This is a genomic window from Halovalidus salilacus (assembly GCF_031852275.1).
Lineage (GTDB): Archaea > Halobacteriota > Halobacteria > Halobacteriales > Natrialbaceae > Halovalidus > Halovalidus salilacus.
This window is the reverse complement of the sequence record NZ_CP134700.1, coordinates 3562956-3584582: the sequence shown is the minus strand read 5'-3', so window position 1 is coordinate 3584582 and position 21627 is coordinate 3562956. Positions and strand designations below refer to the sequence as shown.

Below are 21627 nucleotides of genomic sequence, written 5' to 3'. Positions count from 1 at the left end.
AATCGCCTGCCGCCGGAGGGTCCCGGGCGGCGAATCGAGCTGGCACTGGGGCGGGAACGGGTGGGGAATCGGGGAGGGAAGGAGGTGCGTTACGTCCGCACCGGATGGCGTCGGGGGACGCGCCGGTGCGCGGGCGATACAGTCGTCCGTTCCCGCGCCGGAGACCGACTGAGCCCGTGTGGCCGGCGTCGAATCGAGCGTCCGGGAACGGTTGGTGCGGGGTGAGTGGCACGCGTCGCGCGTCGGTCATCGAGACCGATCGCCGAGCGCGCGGTCGATGGCGACGATCAGGCGGGGGCGACGCGCCAGGTGGTCGCGCTCGTGTAGGACCACTTCTCGACTTCCAGGTCCTCCGCGGACTCGGCGAGCTTGACCATGAGCGCGCCGATCTCTTTCGGGGACATGTCGACGTCGTCCGCGATGAACTTGCCTTTGAAGTACAGCTCTCCGTCTTTGGCACGTTCTCGCAGGTATCGCTTCAGGCGGCGTTCCTTGCTTTCCGTGGAGGGTTGGGCTGTCGTGCTCATCGACGTCTTCGCCTTCCGAGGGAGACGTGTTATAAAGGCAGGACCGTTAGCGGCGTTTCGCATGCGTTCAGGGATTTGAGGGGTAAGCGGCCGTTGGTTCGCTCCCTTTCTACCTTTCACGAACGACTCAGATCGCTCGAGACGTTTTACAACCGAAGCTAACGTATTATCTCGTAAAAAATATTCACGATGTCATTACTATCCGGAGTTCCCGACCGTTGTACAATTTTCCGCGGTCGTGTACGGTAATAAACGTCTTACGCTCGCTCGTGCACCCAGAACTCGTCCTCGACCGTGACCTCCTTCTTGAACAGCGGGACCTCGTCTTTCAACCGGTTGATGCCGTCTTCGACGGTGCGAAACGCCTCCTCGCGGTGTCCGGCGAGGACGACCACGAAGACGATGTCCTCGCCGCTCTCGACGACGCCCGTCCGGTGGAAGAGTTCGACTTCGAGTACGCCGTCGCGGGCCTCGAGTTCCTCCCGGAGCGCCGCCATCCGCCGCTCGGCGACCCCTTCGTACTTCTCGAACTCGAGGAACTCGGTGCGCTCGTCGTCGGGGTCGTCTTTCGCGCGAACGCGTCCGGTGAACGTCGCGATCGCACCGGCAAGGTCGGCCTTCGGCGAACGCTTGACGCGGTCGACGAAGGACTCGAGCGTCTCGTGAGGTTCGCTCGCGTGCATGTCGGCCACGAGGGTGTCTTCCTCGAGGTCGCCGGGGCCGTCGACGACGGCGATCACGTCGGTCTCGTCGGCTTCGCCCGCGTCGACCTCGGCGTCCCCGACGAGGAGCGTCGGGTACCGAAGCCCCGAGAGGCCGACGACGACGGCGTACTCGCAGTCGGTCGCCAGCGAATCGAGGGCGTCGGCGACCGTCATGCCGGTTCCGGAGGCCGTCCAGTCCCCGTCGGCGCCGAGCCCGTAGGTGACGTCTCCCCCGACGGTGAGCGATCCGTGGGTGCCGTCGGCGATCGTCGCGTCGTACCTGACGACCCCGACGCGCCCCTCTCGGGCGAGTCGATCGACTACCCGATCGACGACCCGCTCGAGGGCGTCCCGTCCCACCCCGCGGTCCACGCAGCCGAGTACGTACATACCTCGAGTATGGCGCGGTCGGACTTTGTAGCTGTCGCCGCGTTCGCCCCTCGCCGACCGGCGTCGCCGGGTTTCGGCGACGGGGGCTGGAACTTTGGTCCTCGGTATCGGAGCACACGATATGACCGTCCGAATCGGATTCGCGGGCGACGTGATGCTCGGACGGCTCGTCGATCGGCGTCAGGAGCGTCGCGCGGTGGACGCCGTCTGGGGCGACCTCCTCGAGCGCCTGCGCGGACTGGACGGCCTGATCGTCAACCTCGAGTGTTGCCTGTCGACGCGCGGGGAGCCCTGGACGCGGACCGACCGCCCCTTCCACTTCCGCGCTGACCCCGACTGGACGATTCCGGCGCTCGAGCGCGCCGGCGTCGACGTCTGCGCGCTCGCGAACAACCACGTGCTGGACTACGAGGAGGTCGCGCTCGAGGACACCCTCGAGCGCCTGGACGAGGCGGGGATCGAACGCGCGGGGGCCGGCCGGTCGCTCGACGAGGCGCTCGAACCCGCCGTCATTTCACTCACCGGCGGAGGAACCGCAGCGGGCGGTGAAGACCTCGCGGTCGCCGTCGTCTCGTTCACCGACAACACCCCCGAGTACGCCGCCGACGAGAATTCGCCCGGAACGGCGCGGATCGAGATCGACGTCGAGAACGAGGGGACGAGAGCGCTGGTTCGCGAGTCCCTCGAGCGAGCGCGCGAGGCGCTCTCGACGTCGGACGCGGACTCGAGCCTGCTCGTCGCCTCGCTCCACTGGGGGCCGAACATGGTCGAGCGGCCGCCCGACTCGTTCCGCGAGTTCGGCCGCTGGTTGGTCGAGGAGGGCGTCGGTGTCGTCCACGGCCACAGCGCCCACGTCCCGCAAGGGATCGAGGTCCACGAGGGGCGACCGATCTGCTACGACGCGGGCGACTTCGTCGACGACTACGCGGTCGACTCCCGGCTGCGAAACGACCGGAGCTTCCTCTTCACGCTGGTCGTCGAGGGGGGCGACCCGCGCGAACTCCGGCTGACGCCGACGGAGATCGACGACTGTCGGGTCCTCGAGGCGGACCCCGAAGCCGCCGAGTGGAGTCGCGAACGCGTGCGGGAGCTGTCCGGAGAGTTCGGGACGGAGTTCGAACGGGAGGGGGAAGAACTGGTCGTAGATTTGGGGCTCGAATAGTCCACACTCCGTAATCCCACGCCTCGAGTTCCCTGTCTCGGACGCCGTGCGCGCGAACCCGCGGCTCGGGTAGGCGTGGTACAACCTCGGCTTTCTCGAACTCGAGCGCGGGCGGGCCGAACTGGCCCTCGAGTGTCTGGACAACGCGATCCGGCTGGGCTTCCGGGCCGGCGTCGTCCGTTGAGGAGCGCGCGGGCGCTCGAGGAGCTGGGCGCCGAGGGGGAGTACGCCGAGGAACGCGACCGCGCCGACGCGGTCCGCGAGCGAGCCGAGAAGCGCCTGGCCGAGGAGGCGACGACGGGGTCGGGTTGATCGGCGCTCCTCAGTCTCGCGGCACGGATTCGTTCGGATTCGGGCCCGGAGCCGGTTGGCAACCCTTAAGATTCCGACCCCGCTACTGCGCGGTAGCATGAAAGTGGTCGTTTCTATCGGCGGCAGCGTGCTGGTGCCCGAGCCCGGCTCGGATCGGGTCGCCGCACACGCCGCCGTCGTCGAGGACCTCGTCGCGGACGGCTGTCGGGTCGGCGCCGTCGTGGGCGGCGGCGGGGTGGCCCGGGAGTACATCGGGGCCGCGCGGGAACTGGGGGCGAACGAGATCGAACTCGATCAACTGGGCATCGACGTCACGCGGCTGAACGCCCGGCTGCTCATCGCCGCGCTCGGGGAGGACTCGGTGACCGCCCCGGCGTACAATTACGAGGAAGCCGGGGAGGCGCTTCGGCGGGGCAACGTCTGCGTCATGGGCGGCGTCGCGCCGGCCCAGACGACCGACGCCGTGGGAGCGGCCCTCGCAGAGTACGTCGACGCCGACCTGCTCGTCTACGCGACGAGCGTCCCCGGCGTCTACAGCGACGACCCGAACGAGACCGACGACGCGACGAAGTTCGACCGCCTCACCGCCGCCGAACTGGTCGACGTCATCGCCGGCCTCGAGATGAACGCCGGCTCCTCGGCCCCCGTGGACCTGCTCGCGGCCAAGATCATCGAGCGCTCGGGCATGCGGACGATCGTCCTCGACGGCACGGACCCCGACCGGATCGCGCGCGCGGTCCGGTTCGGCGACCACGACGGGACCGACGTCATCCCCGAGGGGGTCGGCGACGAACCGACCTACTGGGCCGAGGGGGAGGCCGAAGCCGACCGGATCGGAGACGATGACTGACGAGACCGACTCGAGTCCGAAGACGGAATCCGAATCCGAGGCCGATTCCGAGAGCCCCTACACCCTCCAGCGAGTGCGCGAGGCGGACGCCGGCGAGGGCGAAGACGAGGCGTTCCACGCCTTCTGGGCCGACGAGGTGGCCGACCGCGTCGAGGCTCGAGCGGTCGACCGCGAGGACGCCGACGCGCCGATCGTGATCAAAGGCGGCATCTCGCCCTCGGGCGTCCCCCACCTCGGCAACGTCAACGAGATCATGCGCGGCTACTACGTGGCCGAGGTCCTGCGCGAGCGCGGCCACGAGGTCCGCCAGGTCTTCACGGCGGACGACCGCGATCCCCTCCGAAAGCTCCCCCGAACCCTCTGCGACCTCGAGGGCACTCTCGTCGACCTGGGCGACGTGAACGCCGGCGCGCTCGGGCGCAACCTCGGGGCGCCCTACACGGACATCCCCGACCCCTTCGGCTGCTGTGACTCCTACGGCGACCACTTCTCGACCATCATCGCCGACAGCGCCGACGCCGTCGACGTGCCGATCGACCTCGTCTCCACGACCGACCTCTACGAGTCGGGCGAGTTCGACGACGTGACGCGGTTCGTCCTCGAGCGCGCCGATCGAGCCCGCGAGGTCCTCTCGAAGTACCAGGACAAGGTCGACCCCGACGGCGACTACGTCCCGTTCAACCCGATCTGCGAGGAGTGCGGAAAGCTCACCGAGACGGTGACCGGGATCGACCTCGAGGCCGAACCGCCGACGGTCGGTTACCGGTGTACCGATATGGACGCCGGCGACCGCACCATCGACGGCTGCGGCCACGAAGGGACCGTCACGATCCGCGATGGGAAGATGCCCTGGCGCTTCGAGTGGCCCGGCCAGTGGCGGGTGCTGGGGGTCGACTTCGAACCCTTCGGCAAGGACCACGCCGAGGGTTCGTGGCCCAGCGGCAAGGACGTCGCCGAAAACGTCCTCGAGATCGAACCGCCGGTCCCGATGGTCTACGAGTGGTTCACCCTCGACGGCGAGCCGTTCTCCTCCTCCGAGGGGAACGTGATCCTCGTCTCGGACGTCCTCGAGTTGCTGGAACCCGAGGTCCTGCGCTACTTCTTCGCGAAGGATCCCTCGAAGGCCCGCGACTTCAGCGTCGAGCGCCTCGACCTGCTGGTCGACGAGTTCGACCGGTTCGAGGCGGTCTACTTCGACGAGGTCGAGGCGAGCGAGGACGAGAAGGCGTTCGCAGAGCGGGTCTACCCGCTCGTCGTCGAGGAACCCCGGGAGGAGCGCATCCGACTCCCCTACACCTTCGCCGCCGTGCTGGGGATGTTCGACGACCCCGATCTGCGCGAGGAAGTCGCCAGGCGCGAGGGCCACATCCCCGAGGACGCCCCCGAGTGGGCCGTCGAGGGCGCCCTCGAGCGCGTCGAGAAGGCGCGAAACTGGGCCCGACGCACCGAGAACGAGTTCGATTACGAACTCAAGCGCAGCGAGATCCCCCCGTACGACTTCGACGGGGCCTCCGAGGCGGCCCTCGACGACCTCGCCGACTTCGTCGAGGCCGGCGGCAACGAGGACCCCGAGGAACTGCAGGGCGAGATCTACGAGACGGCGAAGCGCCACGACGTTCCGGTCGGCGACTTCTTCGCCGCCGGCTACCGCCTGTTCTTCGACGAGGAACAGGGGCCGAAGCTCGGGCCGTTCCTCGCGAACGTGGACCGCGAGTTCGTCGTCGAGCGCCTTCGCCGAGAGCGGTAGGTCGCCGGGGCGTCAGGTGCCGTCGTTCGGACCGACGGCGAACGAGGGCGCCGAATCGACGGCGGACGCGGCCGCGAATCGGGAATCGGACCGCGATCCGCCGGGACGTCCCCAGACAAAAGCCATTTGATAGCCCCTCCCCTGAGAATGCACCAATGGCCTTCGGTCCCCCATCCGCGCCCGCCGTCTCGCCGACCGTCGCGTTCCTCGAGTGGTCGGCCGCCGAACCGACGACGTGGCTGTTGCTCGGCTTCCTCGCCTACTGGCTCGGCGTCACCGTCCTCCGCCAGCGCGACCTCCTGCCGGAGTACGTGGGCGGCCAGGGACCGATCCTGACGTTTCACACCGAGCGCGGGAAGGCGTTCCTCGACCGCCTCGCGCGACGAAAGCGATTCTGGCGCGCGTGGGCGAACGTCGGCGTCGGCATCTCGGTCGTCGTCATGGCGGCGATGTTCGTCTTCGTGCTCGTGAGCGGCTACGCGGGCCTCCACGTGCGCGAGCAGACCGCCGCGCACGCGCCGCGAAACATCCTCGCGATCCCGGGCGTCAACGACTTCCTCCCGCTCTCGGCGGCGCCGGAGATCGTGATCGGCCTGCTGATCGGCCTCGTCGTCCACGAGGGCGGCCACGGGCTACTCTGTCGGGTCGAGGACATCGACATCGACTCGATGGGCGTCGTCATGCTCGCGATCATCCCCGTCGGCGCGTTCGTCCAGCCCGACGAGGAGAGCAGTCGCGAGGCCTCCCGCGGCGGCCAGACGCGGATGTTCGCCGCCGGCGTCACCAACAACTTCGTGGTCACGATCGTCGCCTTCGCCCTGCTGTTCACCATCGTCGCGGGAGCCGTCTCGGTCGCACCGGGCGCCGCCGTCGGGGGCGTCGCACCCGGCTCCGCGGCCGAAGACGGCGGGATCGAACCGTACGACCGGATCACGGCCGTCGACGGCGAGCCCGTCGAGTCGAACGACGCCCTCGAGGAGCGGCTCGCGGCCGCCGACGGCGAGACGGTGGCGATCGAGCGAAACGGCGAGGAGGACGTCGAGGTCCCCAGGTCGCTCTCGGTCACCGGGGCGTACGAGGGCTCGCCGTTAGCGACCGGCGACGTGATCCTCGCCGTGAACGGCGAACCCGTCGCCACCGAATCGGCGTTCCTCGAGGCCGTCGGCGACGACGGGACGGCGACGGTGACCCTCGAGTCCGAGGGCGGCACCGAGGAGCGGGAGATCCCGATCGGCGCGACGGTCGTCGTCGCCGAGGACGGCCCGCTCGAGTCCGCGGGCGCGACCGCCGACGACGAACTCGTCGTGACGCACCTCGACGGCGAGCGGATCAAGTCGGCGAGCGACCTCCAGGACGTTCTCGGCGAGACGGCGCCCGGCGACGAGGTGACCGTCGAGGGGTACAGCGACGACGAGCGGGTGTCCTACGACGTTACGCTCGACGAGCACCCGGAGGCGGACAGCGGGTTCCTCGGCGTGCAGGTGGTTTCGGGCGTCTCCGGGCTGACCGTCGACGGGCTCGGGGTCTCCCTCTATCCCGCCTCGGAGTTCCTCGGCGTGATCGGCGGTGGCGGCGGCGCGGACACGTTCGTCGGGCAGATGGCCGGCGCGGTCTCCCTCCCGTTCGCCTCGCTCAGCACGGCCGCGGGCTTCGACTTCCCCGGGTTCACCGGCGGCATTCAGAACTTCTACGACGTCGCCGGACCGTTCGGCGCCGTCGGCGAGACGCTCGTCTTCTGGACGGCGAACGTCCTCTTCTGGACCGCCTGGATCAACGTCCTGCTCGCGACGTTCAACTGCATCCCGGCGTTCCCGCTCGACGGCGGCCACATCCTCCGGACGAGCACCGAGGCCGTCCTCTCGCGGCTCCCGATGCAAACGACCCGCGGTCAGATCCGCGTCGTGACGACGACCGTCGGCCTGGCGATGCTCGTCAGCCTCGCGCTCATGATGTTCGGCCCGACGCTCCTGTCGGGCTGATTCGGGCCGGTGTCCCACCTCGCCGACCGACGGCCCCTCTCCTCGGCCGCGGCAGCACCGGGCCGACCCGTGACGCTCGCGGCCCCACCGGAACACCGAACCCACCCCTCGCGGAGCACACCCTTCGCCGATGCGTATCGTTATGACACCGACCAGTGAAGTACGATCGTGAACCTTAGCAAAGGGAGCCTCCTCGCCCTGGTCGCCGCGTTCCTCGCGCTGTCGGTTCTGCTCGTCCAGCCGTTTTTGCAGTACCTCCTCGGCGCGGCCCTGATCGCCTACGCGCTCTACCCGCTCCAGGTCCGACTCGAGGAGCGCGTACCGTCGTCGGTCGCGGCGTTCGCCCTCGTGATCCTGACCGTCGTCGGGTTCGTCGCACCGTTCTTCGTGATCCTCGTGACCGTCGGGGGTGACGCGACGGACATCCTTCGGAATCTCGAGACGGACACCGTCCAGCTCAGGATGATCGAGTCCCGATTCGAGGAACTGACCGGGCGCGAGGTCGACGTCGCCGAAGAAATCGCCGGCTCGGGCCGAGAAATCGGCGTGGCCGTGGTCGAGCGGTCGACCGAAGCGTTCGGTACGATCACCCACTTCGTAATCGGGATCGCGCTGGCGCTCTTTCTCGTCTACTACCTGCTCGCCGAGGGGGACGACCTCCTCGAGTGGCTGTACCGAACCGTTCCCCTTCCGGCGGACGTCCAGCGGGACCTCTACGAGGAGATCGGCGACATGATGTGGGCCGTGCTCTTCGGTCACGTCTTCGTCGCCATCGTTCAGGGGGGCGTCGCGGGGCTGGGTTTCGTCGCGACCGACATCCCCAACGCGGCGTTCTGGACCGTCGTCATGATGGTGCTCGCGATGGTGCCGCTCGTCGGTGCGATTCCCGTCTGGGGCGGGGCCGTCCTCTACCTGTACCTCTCGAACGAGCCGGTTCTGGCCGTCGCGCTGTTCGCGTACTGCGTCGTCGTGGTCGGTCTCACCGACGACTACCTCCGTCCGTTCGCCGTCGACAGGTACGCCGAACTCAATCCCGCCGTAATCCTCCTGGGGATCCTCGGGGGCGCGTACGCGTTCGGCGTCATGGGACTGTTCTTCGGCCCGATCGTCCTCGGCGGGTTGAAGGCCACGCTCCACACCGTTTCCGAGAACTGGGACAAACTCGACCGAACCGACTTCGGCTGAACGCGTCGGTCGGCCGCGTGCGGGCCGGGGACCGGGCAAATGCGGCGCTCGTACCGATACGCCCGGGTCGCCACCGCCCGTCTCCCGGCGGTTCGGGAACTCACCGCCCGTCGACGCCGTGGCGCTCGTAGAACTCCTCGGCCGCGTCGTCGATTCGTTCGAACTCGGTCCCGAAGTAGCGCTCGTGGTGGCGGATGACCTGTTCGACGATCCAGGCGCTGAACGTCTCGTCGAAGCGCCACTCCCCTTCGAGCGCCGGAATCTCGAACCGGGCGTCGGTCGCGCAGGTCGCGTAGACGTGGAAGTACCCGAGGATGACGTCGGCGAAGTCGGCCGCCTTCTCGGCGCCGAGCGCTCGCCGCTCCTCGAGTTCCTCGACGCCGGCGTCGGTCAGCCGGAAGTACTTCCGGTCGGATTCCTCCGCGCGCTCGATCCGCTCGGCCCACCCCTCCTCCTCGAACTTGTAGAGGATCGGGTAGACCGAGCCGTAGGAGGGCTCCCAGTGGCCGCCGCTGATCTCGTTGATCTCCTTGAGGATCTCGTAGCCGTACCGCGGCTTCTCCTCGAGCAACTCGAGAACCAGGTAGGCGATGAGTCCCTTCGGCGGCCCGCTCTTCCGCATGTGGGGCGGAGATTGCGCGGGCGAACGTAAAGGGTTTTGGTCGGCGCCACCGCCGGCAAACCCCGCCGCCGGCCGGTTTCGGGCCGAGTGCGCCTCGCCGTCGGCGCGCGGTCGCGGTGGCGCGGCCGTCGTCGCCGCGCGGCGAAATCCGTTGCTTCTTCACGACCCCGACCTAACCCGTGGGCATGGAACGGCGGACACCACCGCAGACGGACGAAGGCTGGTACGTCCTGCACGACTTCCGGTCGGTCGACTGGGACGCCTGGCGCGAGGCCCCCGACCACCGGCGCGAGCGCGCCCTCGAGGAAGGGATCGAGTACCTCGCCGCGTGCGAGCGCCTCGAGGACGCCGAGGAGGGCGACTCGGCGACGTTCTCGGTGCTCGGACACAAGGCGAATCTGCTCTTCCTCCACCTCCGCCCCTCCCTCGAAGCCCTCGACGTCCTCGAGCGCCGGTTCGAGCACACGGAACTGGCCTCGTTCACCGAGCGAGCGGACTCCTACGTCTCCGTGACCGAGGTCTCGGGCTACACCGGCGCGACGGACTACTTCGACCCGGACGCGGAGGCCGACCCGGGGATCACGCGCTACATCGAGTCGCGGCTCAAACCGGAGATTCCGGACGCCGAGTACGTCGACTTCTACCCGATGGACAAGCGCCGCGGCCCCGACCACAACTGGTACGACCTCTCGTTCGAGGAGCGCTCGGAGTACATGTCCGGCCACGGCGAGATCGGCCGCAGCTACGGCGGCAAGGTCTCCCAGATCATCTCGAGCAGCATCGGCCTCGACGACCACGAGTGGGGCGTCACCCTCTTCGCCGACGACCCGACGGACATCAAGGACCTGCTCTACGAGATGCGCTTCGACCCCTCGAGTTCCCGCTTCGCCGAGTTCGGGCGCTTCTTCGCCGGACGGCGGTTCCCCCCGGAGAACCTCGGCGCGTTCATGGCCGGCGAGCCAGTGCCGCAGGAGGCGGCGAGTTCGGGGTCGCCACACGGTCACGGTCAGGGACAAGGGCACGGACACGGACGCGCTCACGGCGGGTCCTCGAGCGGCCACGGAGGCGGCCACGGCTCGGGCGGCCACGCCCACGCGAGCGTCGACGAGGGGGACGACTCGAGCGGCCCCCACGGGGGCGACGACGAGGTCCGGGACGAACTCGAGGACCTCGGCGTCTACGCGGGTCAGCCCCACGGCGAGGACGTTCACGCGGTCGTCCTCTACTCTGCGGCCGACCCCGACGACCTGTTCGAGGAGGCCGACGGCCTCCGGAAGAACTTCGACCACTACGATACCCACGTGAAGACGGCGGTGTACGAGGCCGGCGACGACGAAGACGAGGAGTCGGCGGTCGTCAGCCTCTGGGAGACCGACCGGGCGGCGAACACGGCGGCGGGCTTCCTCGCCGACCTCCCCGAGGTCGTTCGCCAGGCCGGAGACGACGAGGGCGATTCGTGGGGGACGATGGGCATGTTCTACACCGTGAAGCCGGAACACCGCGAGGACTTCGTCGGCACGTTCGAGCGGGTGGGCGAGGTTCTCGCCGACATGGAGGGCCACCGGAAGACCAGCCTGCTCGTCAACCGCGAGGACGAAAACGACATGTTCATCGCCAGCCGCTGGGACTCCCGCGAGGACGCGATGGCGTTCTTCCGCAGCGACGCCTTCTCCGAGACCGTCGAGTTCGGCCGGGACGTGCTCGCCGACCGGCCGCGACACGTCTTCCTCGCCTGATTCCGGGTTCCCGTTTTTCCGGTCGATTAGCGCGTTTCCGTCCCTCGATCGCGATCGTACTCGCTCTCGCTCGAGTCGGCGTCGGAGCGGACGTAACCCGCGACGCCGACGACGCCGAACAGCAGGGTGAGCGCCGGCCAGCGCCCGACCTCGCGATTCGTCGCGAGCGCGTGGGCGGTCACGAGCGTCGCCAGGCAGACGTGACCGACGATCGTCGCCGCGAGCACCGCTCGTCCCTTCATGCTTGCTCGAGCGATTCTCCGCCGCGGTGATAGCGATTTCGAAGCCGGGCGCCCGTTCGGCTCCTCGGACGGTCCCCGAAGCCGATCAGGGGAGCCGCCCGGTCAGCGCCTCGCTCGCCGGCGCGAACGGGATCGTCGACCCGAGGTCCGCCTCGAGCGCCCGCTCGTACAGCATGTGGGCCGCGGCAGCGGTTTCGATCCCCGTCCCGCCGCTGTCGAACACCGTGATCTCGTCGTCGCTCGTTCGACCCGGCGCGGTCCCGGCGACGACCTCCCCCAGGTCGGCGTGGACGTGCTCCTCCGTGACGGCGCCCGCCTCGAGCGCCGCGAGGAACGCGCCGGCGTCGAAGGTGGCCCGCTCGCGGATGTCCGGCACGTAGGTGGCCCGCTCGACCGTCGTCACGTCGATCTCGCGGCTCCCTTCACGGTACTGGCCCATCGCCGTCACGTGGGTCCCGGGCGCGAGGTCGTCGCCGTCGAACACCGGTTCGGTCGACCGCGTCGCCGTGATCACGACGTCGGCGTCCCGGACGGCGGCCTCGCTCGAGTCGACCGCGCGGACGTCGGCCTCGAGATGTTCGTCGAAGTCTCGCGCGAACGCTTCCCGGTTCTCGGGGGTTGGCGAGAACACCCGGACCTCCTCGAAGTCGCGGACGGTCGCGGTGGCGTGGACCTGCCCGCGGGCCTGGGCCCCGCTGCCGACGACCGCGAGCGTCGTCGCGTCCTCGCGGGCGAGTTCGTCGGCCGCGACGGCGCCGGCGGCGCCGGTCTTGAACGGGTTCATGCTCGCCCCGTCGAGGATCGCCAGCGGTTCGCCGCTCTCGGCGTCGAACAGCGGCGTCACGAACCAGCCGTCGCCCGCGCCGAAGCCGGCGGTGTACATGTAGCCGCCCACCGCGCCCGTCTCCGGGAGCAAGGCGGCGTAACTCGTGAACATCCCGTCGGGATCGGTCCGGAAGAACTTCTGGCGCGGGTAGGCCGGCGCACCATCGCCGATCTGCCGATAGCCGTCCCTGACGGCGTCGACGTAGTCGGCCGGCGTCGCGAGCCCCTCGAGGTCGTCGCTCGTGAGAAACAACGCGTCTGTCATACGCGCGCATTCCGCCTCCGGGGAGAAAAAGACCGCCGCCGCGGCGATCCGTGCGCCTCGGTCGACGGACGCCCGTCCCGCGAACGTACGGCGAGACCGTCTCGATCTCGAGGTTTACATACTATGGGGAGTATCAGACGGCATGTACAGTCAGCCAGCCCCGCTCTGGCTTCCCGCACGCCAGCGCGACCTCCTCGCGATCGGCGCCGCGACGGACGGCGGTTCCGCGGCCGAGATCGAGCGCGACCTCGAGGACGCCACCCGCCGAATCCGCACCGACGAGACGATCGCCGACGAGTTGACCGCCCTGCTCTCCGCGGGGTTCGTCCGGAAAACGCGGCCCCGTCGCGGCGGACCCTCGGTGCCGGCCACCTACGCAGTCACCGACCACGGCAGTCGAGCGCTCGAGGCCGACCTCGAGTGGCGGACGAACCCGCGGTCGTAACCGCCCGCGCCGGCGAGCGCCGTCACTCCTCGTCGTCGGGGTCGGGCTCTTTCACCACCGCCCCGGTGACGCGCTCGAGGACGATCGACGTGACGTCCGTCGGGACGGTCAGCCGGTGCTGGATGACGACGAGCGCGACGGCTACTCCGAGGAGTCCGGCCCCGAGGAGCGTCCGACCCTGGACGAGGAGGAACTCGAGTCCGGCGAGCGCCGCGGGGATCGCGAAGACGAGGACGCCCGCGAGTTTGATCGTGTCGATGATGCCGGCCATCGGTGGCTCCTAGGTGAAGCCGGCGGAAAAACCCCGCCGATTCCGGACGCTCGCGCTCCGTTCGCGGACGAGTTCCCACCGAGCCCCCTCTGAGTGTTCGTGGGCGGGGCTCGAGCCGCCCTCGAGCGGGGAGCCCCGGTGGCGAACCCGGAACGGCTTTGGCCCGCCGCGCGCCACCTGCGAGTAGACACATGTTCACCGGGATCGTCGAGGAGACGGGCGAAATCGTCGCTCGAGAGCGCACCGAGGACGGCCTCCGCCTCCGGATCGCCGCCGACGAGGTCGCGACGGGCCTCGACCACGGGCAGAGCGTGAGCGTCAGCGGCGCCTGTCTCACGGTCGAGGCGTTCGAGGAGGGCGCGTGGTTCGAAGTCTTCCTGGCCGCCGAGACGGTCGAGCGGACCTACCTCGGCGACCTCGTCGAGGGCGACCTCGTCAACCTCGAGCGGGCGATGCCCGCCGACGGCCGGTTCGACGGCCACGTCGTGCAGGGTCACGTCGACGCGGTGGCGACGGTGCGCGAGGTCGAGTCCGTCGGCGAGGACTGGTTCTTCCGGTTCGACCTGCCCGCGGGCTACGACCGGTACGTCGTCGAGAAGGGATCGATCACGCTCGACGGGATCAGCCTCACGGTGGCCGACCTCGAAGCGGGCGGGGACGCCGGTGGTGGCGGGGACGACCCCCGCGACCGCGACGGTCCGACGGTCACCGTCGCCATCATCCCGACGACCTACGACCTGACGACGCTCTCGGAGAAGGAACCCGGCGATCCGGTCCACCTCGAGGTCGACGTGATCGCGAAGTACGTCGAGGGGCTGCTCGAGGGCTACCTCGAGTCTGTCGACGCGCTCGAGTGAGCGACGGGCGATCTTCTTCACCGGTTCGGTGGATCGAACTCGGTCGCGTCCGGCGCCCGGGTGGACGCGTCGTCGTCCCTGATTTCTCGGTAGGCGCGGCGGTAGCGGGCGATCTTCCGGTAGAGGTAGTACCCCGCGGTCGCGTCGAACGCGATCACGTAGCCCACGAACGCCGCGCCGGGGCCGAGGGGGGTGAGGTCCGCGACGACCCGCGGGACGAACCCGACGGTGACGTTGTAGGTGGCGTGGATGATCGCGGCGAGCAGCAGCCCCTTCACGACGAGCGGGCCGGCGAACCGCCGGTTGAACTTCGCGAGGCCGAGGTAGTAGCCGGCGATCGCCGAGTAGATGACGTGGCCGGGGCCGGCGAGGGCGCGGGTGGTGGCGATCTCGCCCGCCGCGAGGAGCAACCCGGCCTCGGGGTTCGCCTCGCCGAGGTACCGCCCGATGTAGATCGCGTTCTCGATGGCGGCGAAGCCGAGCCCCGCGACGGCGCCGTAGACCGCCCCGTCGATGACGGCGTCGAACGCCTCGTTTCGGTAGGGCAGCACCCGGACCGCGAGCAGTTTCACCGTCTCCTCGACCGGCCCCACGATCAGGAAGAAGAAGGCGAACGAACCGCCGACGGTCGCGGTGTCGAACACCGTGCCGCCGATGCTGTTGATGACGGCCGCGAACGTCGCGAAGAGGATCGCCAGCAGGAAGGTCCCCACGAGGAGGGGAAGCGGCTCGTGCGTCGTGATGTCGGCGTACCAGATGTACGCCGCGAGCAGCCCCGCGGGGACGATCGAGAGGCCGAAGAAGACGCTCAACACCGGATCGTCGAGGACGACGACCGCGGGCGAGACGAGCAGCGAGAGCGTGATGAGCAGGGCGACGCCCAACACGATCGCGCCGAACCCGTAGTTGATCGTCCGGTGGATCGCGTACGACAGCCGATCGACCGCCGTTCTGGGTTCCCACGTCGACACGTCGTAGAGGTCTGCCGAGTCGTCGGCGGCCCGTTCGACCGGATCTCGCCTCGGCTCCATGTTCGCCGATACGGGAGCCACGAACGAAAGCGTTCGGTAAACTACGGAGAACGTACGCTCCGAACACACGACGCGAGCGCGTCGGGTCCCGGTCGACGGTGACCGAACCCGCCGCCGACGATCCTCCCGGCGGTCGCTCGAGTCCTCGACGGCGACTCGGAATCCACAAAGGCGTTCCCCGCGAATCACCGCCCGACGCATGCACTTCGATCAGCGAACCCAGCGGGCGCTTCGCGACGTCGGCCTCGGGACCGAGGACCTCCGGGCGGCGTCGGCGGCCGTCGTCGAGGCCGTCGAGGACGACGCCGCGGCGCTCGAGGCGTTCTTCGACGACCACGACACGGTCTACTCCGATATGGACATGGCTCACTCGAGCGCCGAGTACCCCGAACACGCCGTGGAGTACCTCGATATCACCACCCACGCGGCGGACATGCGCGGCTGGCTCCGGTTCGACACGTGGGGCGCGTACGTCGAGGACGGGCGGATCCTCGGAGAGGACTCCGTCGAACTCACCCTCGGTCCGACGATCGACGGCCGGGTCCGGTTCGCGGCCGAACGGGAGCCGCTCCGGTGATCGTCGTGCACTCGAGCGATTTCACCCCGGCGAGGCGTCGGTCGGCGGGTGGCGAGCGATGACCGCCGGTGAGACGAACGCGGACTCCGGTTCGGAGCCGATTCGCGTCCGCGTTCGCGGCATCTACACCACGGCGCTGACGCGGTTACTCTCCGCCTCGTCGGCCTCGAGCGGCGGGTTCGAGGTCGTCCAGCCCTCCCAGCCGATCCGCGAGCGCTTCGACGAGGCGTTCGACCACCGTCCCGCGGACGTCTCGATCGAGACCACCCGCGACCGACAGGGGCTCGAGGTGTCGGGCGATCCCGAGGCCGTCGAAGCGGTCGCGGCCGAACTCGAGTCGGTCGGGATCGACGCCTTCCGCTGGGACGGTGGCATCCCCCGCGGCGCCGCGTTCGACGCCGAGGTGCTCGAGGCCGGCGGGGGGAGCGGCGCCGTCGTCGGCCTCGGCGAGGGCCGTCGGGGCTACCTGAAGTACGACGACGTCGACGGCTACGTCGACGCGGGGAACCGCTACCGCGTGCAGGTCGCCGAACCGGCGCCCCCGTGGGACGACGACCGACCGCGAGTTCGCCCGTCGCTCGCCGTCGAAGGTGGACTCTGCACCCTCTCGCGGGACCGGACCGGCGTCTCGGCGGCCCTCCGCGGCGACCGGGCGAACGAACTCGTCGGGATGACCGACCTCCTCGCGGTCGACGTTCCCGAGGGCTGGGGCCTGCGGTGGGAGCGGGCGGCCGCCGACGCCGACCTCGAGGCGATGGGCGAGGCGCTGGAGCGGGCGGTTTCCCGGGTCGTCAGCCTCGAGAACGCCCTCGAAGGGGCGGACGACGAGCCCGGCGAGCCGTCGCTCCTCGCCGCGCCGGCCGGGACAGCCTGGCTCTGGTTCGGCCGCGAGTCCCGGTTCGCCCTCGACGAACACCGCCGGCGGGTCGAGACGACGATGCCCGGACACCACCGGACGAAAGCGACGGCGCGCGCGGCGAGCGCGGCGGTCGACTTCGCGGAGGCCGTCTGCGCGTCGCTCGAGGGCGACGCGCTCGAGTCCGGGTCGCTGGGCGACGCCGAGTTCCCGTTCGCAGCCGTCGCCCGCCAGTACGGACCCCGGGAAGGCGACCGGCTCTCGCTCGGCCACGGCAAGCCCGACGGCCGGCTCATCACCCTCGGGACCGGCGACGTGACCGCGTGGGACGCCGACGGGACCGTCACCCTCGAGCGGACGCTTCGCGGCGGCGGCACCTACGACGCCCTCGGCGTCCCCATCGAGGAGGGCGACGTGGCGGTGACGAAGCTCCGGGAGGGCCGGTGGTGGTACCCGACCACCTACAAGCGCGCCGACGGGTCGACGGCCGGAACGTACGTCAACGTCTGCACGCCCGTGGAGCTCTTTCCCGACTGCGCCCGCTACGTCGACCTCCACGTCGACGTGGTTCGGCACGCCGACGGCACCGTCGAGGTCGTCGACGAGGACGAACTCGCCGAAGCCGTGGAGGAGGGCCACGTCTCCGACGAACTGGCCGCGAAGGCCGAATCGGTCGCTCGAGCCGTCGAACGCGCGCTTTCGAAGTGAGTACGTTCGCGATCGATTGAGGTACGATGTGTATCAGCCGGGGATGGAAGGTATCCTCTTTGAGTTAGGTATCGTCAGATGATAGCTAGCGGATCGAGTGCTGGTACAAACACGGTGAAAGCCCCCGGCCGGCTCGAGTCGGCTGCCGACGTGCGCTCCTCGGCCGCCGGCCTGCGGTGCTACAGTCGGCAGCCTCCCCGACCCAGCCGGCCCCTTTCAGTCCGACCCAGACGACCTCGCCCTCCCCAGCCGACTCGTTCGCTCGTTGCACTCGCTCACTCGCCCCTCGCGGATCAGTGAGGCGTCCTCACCGAATTCGGTGAGGACGCCTCACCAGCGCGCCAGTAATCACGGCCGGGAGCGCGTGCCCGCGCCGATGCGGCGCGGGCCGCGTGACCCAACGGAAGACGCTTCGCGTCTTCCGAGCATCGCGAACGCGGAGCGTTCGCTCAACGGGGAAGGGCAGGTACCTGGCGGACTGAAAGGGCGAGCCGCCGTCGTGCCCGCTCAGGCGGCCCTATCCGAACGGAGTGAGGATATCCGGCTGAGCGGGCACGAGGGTGGTGAGGGCTTTCGCCGTGTTCATGTTGGTTGGCAAATCGAACTAAAAGCCAAAAAATTCGTATTGTCCGTGAGTTGCATCGCAGATGGGTCGCTCGAGGGAGGGTGAACGATCGGAATCGACTCGAGACAGCCCACCGGTCAGCCGGAAACGATGTTCTTTTGAGCGCAGGCCGTTTTCCGTCGGTTATGGCAAGTTTCACTGTCGTCGTCGGCGACCCGGAGACCGGGTTGGCACACCAGCTCGAGGCGGAGGGACAGGACGCGAACCGATTCCTGGGCAAGTCGATCGGGGACGAGGTCGACGGCTCGGCCGTGGGGCTCGACGGCTACACGCTCGAGATCACCGGCGGATCGGACGACGCGGGTCGACCGCTCAACGAGACGGTCGCCGGCGGAAACCTCAAGGAAGTGCTGATGAAGGGACGCCAGACGGGCTACCGCCCCGCACGCGAGGGGGAGCGCCGCCGCATCACGGTTCGCGGCCGCGAGGTTTCCGACGCCGTCGCGCAGATCAACGCCACCATCACGGAGCGCGGGAGCGCCGACGTCGAGGACCTGCTCGGCGAGGACGGCGACGAGGACGAGTAACCCGACGGTCTTTTCGATGGCAGACAGAATTTCGAGCGACCATCCGTCGGTTCGCACCGTGCGAGCGACGCTTGCGGAGACGCCCTCGGGCGTTCGCGTCGAGATCCCCGCGGACGAACGCGACGCCGTTCCGCTCGAGGAGGTCGTCCGGATCGTTCTCGACGGAACCGAGCGGTTCGCGCGCCCCGAGCGGGCGCTGACCGGCGACGAGGGAATCGTCCCCGGCGTGTACGAGACGCCCGACGGCGCGCGAGACCCCGCGGCGGGAACCGACGCGCTCCCCGAGTGGATCGACGAGTCCGACGTCAGGCGCGGGGGATCGGTCCTCCTCGACGTCGTCGAACCGGACTTCCTCTACGGGCTTCGCGCTCCCGGCGAGACGGCCTACTACGACGCGCGCGAGCCGCCGAGCGACAGCCTGGCGCGGATCGCGAAGGATCTCGAGAGCGGGAGCGGGAACGCCGACGAGACCGACGAGTAGGAGGGTTTTCGTCGTCCGACGCGGTTTTCGAGGGGCCCGTCAGAACTCGGGCGGCGCGTCACCGACGCTCGACGGAGCGGACGCGCCGCTCGCGATCGGCGGACGGAGGACACGAGTGTGAGTGGGGACCCGGCGGACGTTACAGTCGAGGTAAGAAGGCGTAGAGGAGGAGGCCGAACGCGAGGTGTTGGACCATCGCCCGTTCGACGGTCCCGCGGACGTACCCCTCGTCCGCGATGGAGTACTCCTTCGTTCGCACCTTCGCGTGCATCGAGAGGACGCCCTCCTCCTCGAGGCTGTGGAGACACGGGTAGACCGTCCCGGGGCTCAGTTGCGCGTCGAAGAGGTGCGTCAGGTCGGAGAGCAGTTCCTTCCCGTGGGTTTCGCCGTGCAAGGCGATGAGCATCAGGAGGATTTCGTCCAGGTTCTCCTTGACGATCGCCTCGTCGAAGGCGACCTCGTCGGTCGGGAGCGCTCCGTTGACGCGTTCCATCAACTCGTCGAGTTCGCGCTCGACGGCTTCGGCGCGCGTTCGTTCGTCGGCCGTCCCGCTTCCGAGCGAAATTTCGTACGGCTCGGACCGGTCGGGCCCCGTGGTCCCCGTCGAGGCGCTCCTCGAGAGCTCCTCGAGGATGGACGACGGGGTCGTTTTCGTATCGGGTGGATCCTCACGCATTGTCGATCACCAGTTTGGGGGTGGTCGTGATTGGAACCGACCGACGCCGACGACGGTTCGCCGACGCCGTCGATCTGAAGCGGCTCCCACTCACGAGTATTGAAGCTCATGAACTAATTCATCTTAAACGACATGGAACCGACCACTCACTGATTGGATAAATCAACGATGATAGGTGGATATCCTAATGTTTATCTTAACGACTGTCACGCTATCAGTACTATTGGAGCAGATTTATGGCCGACTGTAGAACGTTTAACCATCTAATGGTGAATATGGCGTTTTCATCGCGTTAAAAACGCTATTTGATATGGCTTACGGCCGTGTCGGCGACTGAACGATCAACCCGACTGAGACGGACCGTCACGAATTACGCTCACGCGGTCGGTCGAATCGCCGGCCGCAGCTTCGGTTCGTCGATCGACGCGGCGGTCGGCCATCCGCGCGATCATCACGTGTTCCTCGAGGTCGTCGTCGCAGATTCGGGCGATGTAGGCGAGCGATCGCGCGTGCGCGCTGAACAGCGTCCCGCTGAGCGACTCGAGGGTGGTCGGTTCGTCGTACCGCTTGTTGTGGATCTCGCCGAGGGAGAGGCCGCGGAGGTACGAAACCATCTGGGTCCGGACGCGGGGGCTGATCCAGCCGAGGTCCTCGTAGTACCGCAGGCAGTTGAGCGCGCCGGTCGCGCCGAAGGTCTCGCCGAGAAAGCGCGCCCACTCGACGGTGACGTCGATTCTGCCGGCCGATCGATCGAGCGACTCGAGGTACGGTTTTGTCGGTGACATGGTGGGCGGAGCGACTCGTCCCCTCTATCTCGGTGAACTCCACGTATCAACGTTCGCGTCGTTTCGAGCGGTGAGTCGTCCGACGGCACTGATCGCCCGGCCGGTCCGAACGCCGGCCGAACGGCGTGATCGACCCTCGACCCGTTACTCCGCGTCGTCGAGTTCGGCGACTTCCCGCTTCGCCTGGTGGACCTCGCGGAGCGTCCTGATGTAGGCGTAGCTGTCCGCGTGATCCTCGGCGGTCAGCTCCGGGGGCGTCGTCGTCGGATCGACGTGGATGTCGAGGTCCGGCCCCGAGAGCACCCGCTCGAGGTGGACCTTGACCTCGTTCGCGATCCAGCCGACCTCGGCGTAGTACGACACCGCCCGGAGGGCCGACGCGGTCCCGCCGGCCCTGACCAGGTCGGTCAGCCACTCGAAGACGATCACGTCCGTCGCGTACGTCTCCGGTAACGACTCGAGCGTGATCCCCTCCGCCCCGTCGCCCCCCTCGACCGAATCGCCGCTTTCCGTTCCGCCTCGGTCTCGGGTCTCGTCGTCGCCCGTGGTGTCTTCGGTCACCGTCTTCTCGCCCCGGGCCCGCTCCCCGTTCCACACCCGCTGCTCGCCTCGAACCCGTCCCTCGTTCCGCACCCGTCGCTCGTCGTCTCGAACCTGCTCTTCGTCCGCTCCGGGCGCGCGTACGTCGACGTGTACGTCATCGTCCATCGGTCGGCTCACCGCACCGCTCGGCCCGCCTCGCCCTCGGTCGTCGACTCGATACCGCGCTCCCCGCAGCCCCCCCGCCAACTCGATCTCGGTCCGAGGCGTCGGGGTGCGCTCTCGGTGCGTTCACACTCGTCTCTCATTGTGTCCGTCTAGCGCGACTACGCGCTTAGGTGTCCCCTCGAGTTCGACGCTCGACTCGAGATGTGAGTCGTGCGCGGAGTCGAGGGGTCGAATCGCCCGACAGTCTCATGTCGGAACGGACGAGACGGTACCCGTATGACGCGGATCGACGTCCGAGACGGCTTCACCGTCCACGACTACCGGACCAAGCTGAAGCTGCTGAACGACACCGGGGACACGCGAACCCTCGAGAACCGCGAGGAACTGGGCTGCCCCGCTTGCGGCCGCGCGTTCGACCGACTCTACGTCAGCGAGCGGCCGACCGAGACGTTCTCCTCGCCGCCGGAACGACCGTTCTGTCTCGCGCGGACGGACGACAGGCTCCTCGTCCTGACGCACTGATCTCGTTCTCGT

24 protein-coding genes are annotated in these 21627 nt (G+C 68.7%); 14 read left to right on the top strand and 10 right to left on the bottom strand.

Annotated elements, in window-relative coordinates; all coding sequences use genetic code 11:
• Positions 1-287 precede the first annotated feature (287 nt).
• Together RJT68_RS17640 and RJT68_RS17635 are read right to left on the bottom strand one after the other, a co-directional pair.
• Positions 288-527: a DUF7123 family protein gene (locus tag RJT68_RS17640; RefSeq protein ID WP_407037843.1), complete on the bottom strand. Its 240-nt coding sequence runs from the start codon at positions 525-527 to the stop codon at positions 288-290.
• 257 nt (positions 528-784) lie between these two features.
• Positions 785-1621 (bottom strand): molybdopterin synthase, encoded by an 837-nt coding sequence (locus RJT68_RS17635; RefSeq protein WP_407037842.1) that lies wholly within the window; start codon positions 1619-1621, stop codon positions 785-787.
• 121 nt (positions 1622-1742) lie between these two features.
• Here RJT68_RS17635 and RJT68_RS17630 point away from each other — a divergent pair, with 121 nt between their 5' ends.
• The 6 genes from RJT68_RS17630 (at position 1743) to RJT68_RS17605 (ending at position 8856) form a co-directional block, all read left to right on the top strand.
• A complete protein-coding gene (locus tag RJT68_RS17630) occupies positions 1743-2783 on the top strand; it encodes a CapA family protein (protein WP_407037841.1) in 1041 nt (346 codons plus the stop codon).
• 180 nt (positions 2784-2963) lie between these two features.
• Positions 2964-3095 carry a hypothetical protein gene (locus RJT68_RS17625; RefSeq protein ID WP_407037840.1) on the top strand — a complete coding sequence of 44 codons (132 nt, stop codon included), beginning with the start codon at positions 2964-2966 and terminating at the stop codon, positions 3093-3095.
• Positions 3096-3192: 97 nt separating this feature from the next.
• Entirely contained in the window at positions 3193-3945 is a 753-nt protein-coding gene (gene pyrH / locus RJT68_RS17620; protein ID WP_407037839.1) for a UMP kinase, read from the top strand.
• Positions 3938-5692: a lysine--tRNA ligase gene (lysS, locus tag RJT68_RS17615; RefSeq protein ID WP_407037838.1), complete on the top strand. Its 1755-nt coding sequence runs from the start codon at positions 3938-3940 to the stop codon at positions 5690-5692. Before pyrH ends, lysS begins: the two co-directional genes overlap by 8 nt.
• 155 nt (positions 5693-5847) lie before the next feature.
• Positions 5848-7671 carry a site-2 protease family protein gene (locus RJT68_RS17610; protein ID WP_407037837.1) on the top strand — a complete coding sequence of 608 codons (1824 nt, stop codon included), beginning with the start codon at positions 5848-5850 and terminating at the stop codon, positions 7669-7671.
• A 168-nt stretch (positions 7672-7839) separates the two neighbouring features.
• Entirely contained in the window at positions 7840-8856 is a 1017-nt protein-coding gene (locus RJT68_RS17605; protein WP_407037836.1) for an AI-2E family transporter, read from the top strand.
• Positions 8857-8956: 100 nt separating this feature from the next.
• Here RJT68_RS17605 and RJT68_RS17600 read toward each other — a convergent pair whose 3' ends face one another.
• Positions 8957-9478: a PadR family transcriptional regulator gene (locus RJT68_RS17600; protein ID WP_407037835.1), complete on the bottom strand. Its 522-nt coding sequence runs from the start codon at positions 9476-9478 to the stop codon at positions 8957-8959.
• 185 nt (positions 9479-9663) lie between these two features.
• Between RJT68_RS17600 and RJT68_RS17595 the strand changes: the two genes are divergently transcribed.
• Positions 9664-11214, top strand: coding sequence for a heme-binding protein (locus RJT68_RS17595; RefSeq protein ID WP_407037834.1), 1551 nt, complete (start codon positions 9664-9666; stop codon positions 11212-11214).
• A gap of 26 nt (positions 11215-11240) precedes the next feature.
• On the opposite strand, the gene RJT68_RS17590 is transcribed toward RJT68_RS17595, so the two are convergent.
• A complete protein-coding gene (locus RJT68_RS17590; protein ID WP_407037833.1) occupies positions 11241-11456 on the bottom strand; it encodes a hypothetical protein in 216 nt (71 codons plus the stop codon).
• Positions 11457-11541: 85 nt separating this feature from the next.
• Entirely contained in the window at positions 11542-12546 is a 1005-nt protein-coding gene (locus tag RJT68_RS17585) for an ornithine cyclodeaminase family protein (protein ID WP_407037832.1), read from the bottom strand.
• Positions 12547-12688: 142 nt separating this feature from the next.
• Here RJT68_RS17585 and RJT68_RS17580 point away from each other — a divergent pair, with 142 nt between their 5' ends.
• Positions 12689-12991: a hypothetical protein gene (locus RJT68_RS17580; protein WP_407037831.1), complete on the top strand. Its 303-nt coding sequence runs from the start codon at positions 12689-12691 to the stop codon at positions 12989-12991.
• 22 nt (positions 12992-13013) lie between these two features.
• Here RJT68_RS17580 and RJT68_RS17575 read toward each other — a convergent pair whose 3' ends face one another.
• Entirely contained in the window at positions 13014-13262 is a 249-nt protein-coding gene (locus RJT68_RS17575; protein ID WP_407037830.1) for a DUF7533 family protein, read from the bottom strand.
• Between the two features lie 191 nt (positions 13263-13453).
• Between RJT68_RS17575 and RJT68_RS17570 the strand changes: the two genes are divergently transcribed.
• The gene (locus RJT68_RS17570; RefSeq protein WP_407037829.1) at positions 13454-14119 is read left to right on the top strand and encodes a riboflavin synthase; all 666 of its coding nucleotides are present in this window, start codon (positions 13454-13456) and stop codon (positions 14117-14119) included.
• Positions 14120-14136: 17 nt separating this feature from the next.
• Here the strand turns inward: RJT68_RS17570 and RJT68_RS17565 are convergent, their stop codons facing one another.
• Positions 14137-15150, bottom strand: coding sequence for a PrsW family intramembrane metalloprotease (locus RJT68_RS17565; RefSeq protein WP_407037828.1), 1014 nt, complete (start codon positions 15148-15150; stop codon positions 14137-14139).
• 199 nt (positions 15151-15349) lie between these two features.
• Between RJT68_RS17565 and RJT68_RS17560 the strand changes: the two genes are divergently transcribed.
• The 4 genes from RJT68_RS17560 (at position 15350) to RJT68_RS17545 (ending at position 18924) form a co-directional block, all read left to right on the top strand.
• Positions 15350-15727 carry a DUF7532 family protein gene (locus RJT68_RS17560; RefSeq protein WP_407037827.1) on the top strand — a complete coding sequence of 126 codons (378 nt, stop codon included), beginning with the start codon at positions 15350-15352 and terminating at the stop codon, positions 15725-15727.
• Between the two features lie 58 nt (positions 15728-15785).
• Complete coding sequence (locus tag RJT68_RS17555; protein ID WP_407037826.1) at positions 15786-17291, top strand: DUF402 domain-containing protein; 1506 nt, start codon at positions 15786-15788, stop codon at positions 17289-17291.
• 750 nt (positions 17292-18041) lie between these two features.
• Positions 18042-18443, top strand: a complete 402-nt coding sequence (locus tag RJT68_RS17550) for a 30S ribosomal protein S6e (RefSeq protein ID WP_407037825.1) — start codon at positions 18042-18044, stop codon at positions 18441-18443.
• 16 nt (positions 18444-18459) lie between these two features.
• Entirely contained in the window at positions 18460-18924 is a 465-nt protein-coding gene (locus RJT68_RS17545; RefSeq protein ID WP_407037824.1) for a DUF7112 family protein, read from the top strand.
• Positions 18925-19063: 139 nt separating this feature from the next.
• On the opposite strand, the gene RJT68_RS17540 is transcribed toward RJT68_RS17545, so the two are convergent.
• The 3 genes from RJT68_RS17540 to RJT68_RS17530 form a co-directional block, all read right to left on the bottom strand.
• Entirely contained in the window at positions 19064-19600 is a 537-nt protein-coding gene (locus RJT68_RS17540; RefSeq protein ID WP_407037823.1) for a PadR family transcriptional regulator, read from the bottom strand.
• Positions 19601-19941: 341 nt separating this feature from the next.
• Entirely contained in the window at positions 19942-20385 is a 444-nt protein-coding gene (locus tag RJT68_RS17535) for a FlaD/FlaE family flagellar protein (RefSeq protein WP_407037822.1), read from the bottom strand.
• A gap of 144 nt (positions 20386-20529) precedes the next feature.
• A complete protein-coding gene (locus RJT68_RS17530; protein ID WP_407037821.1) occupies positions 20530-21093 on the bottom strand; it encodes a FlaD/FlaE family flagellar protein in 564 nt (187 codons plus the stop codon).
• A 276-nt stretch (positions 21094-21369) separates the two neighbouring features.
• Between RJT68_RS17530 and RJT68_RS17525 the strand changes: the two genes are divergently transcribed.
• Positions 21370-21615, top strand: coding sequence for a DUF7385 family protein (locus RJT68_RS17525; RefSeq protein ID WP_407037820.1), 246 nt, complete (start codon positions 21370-21372; stop codon positions 21613-21615).
• Positions 21616-21627: the final 12 nt, after the last annotated feature.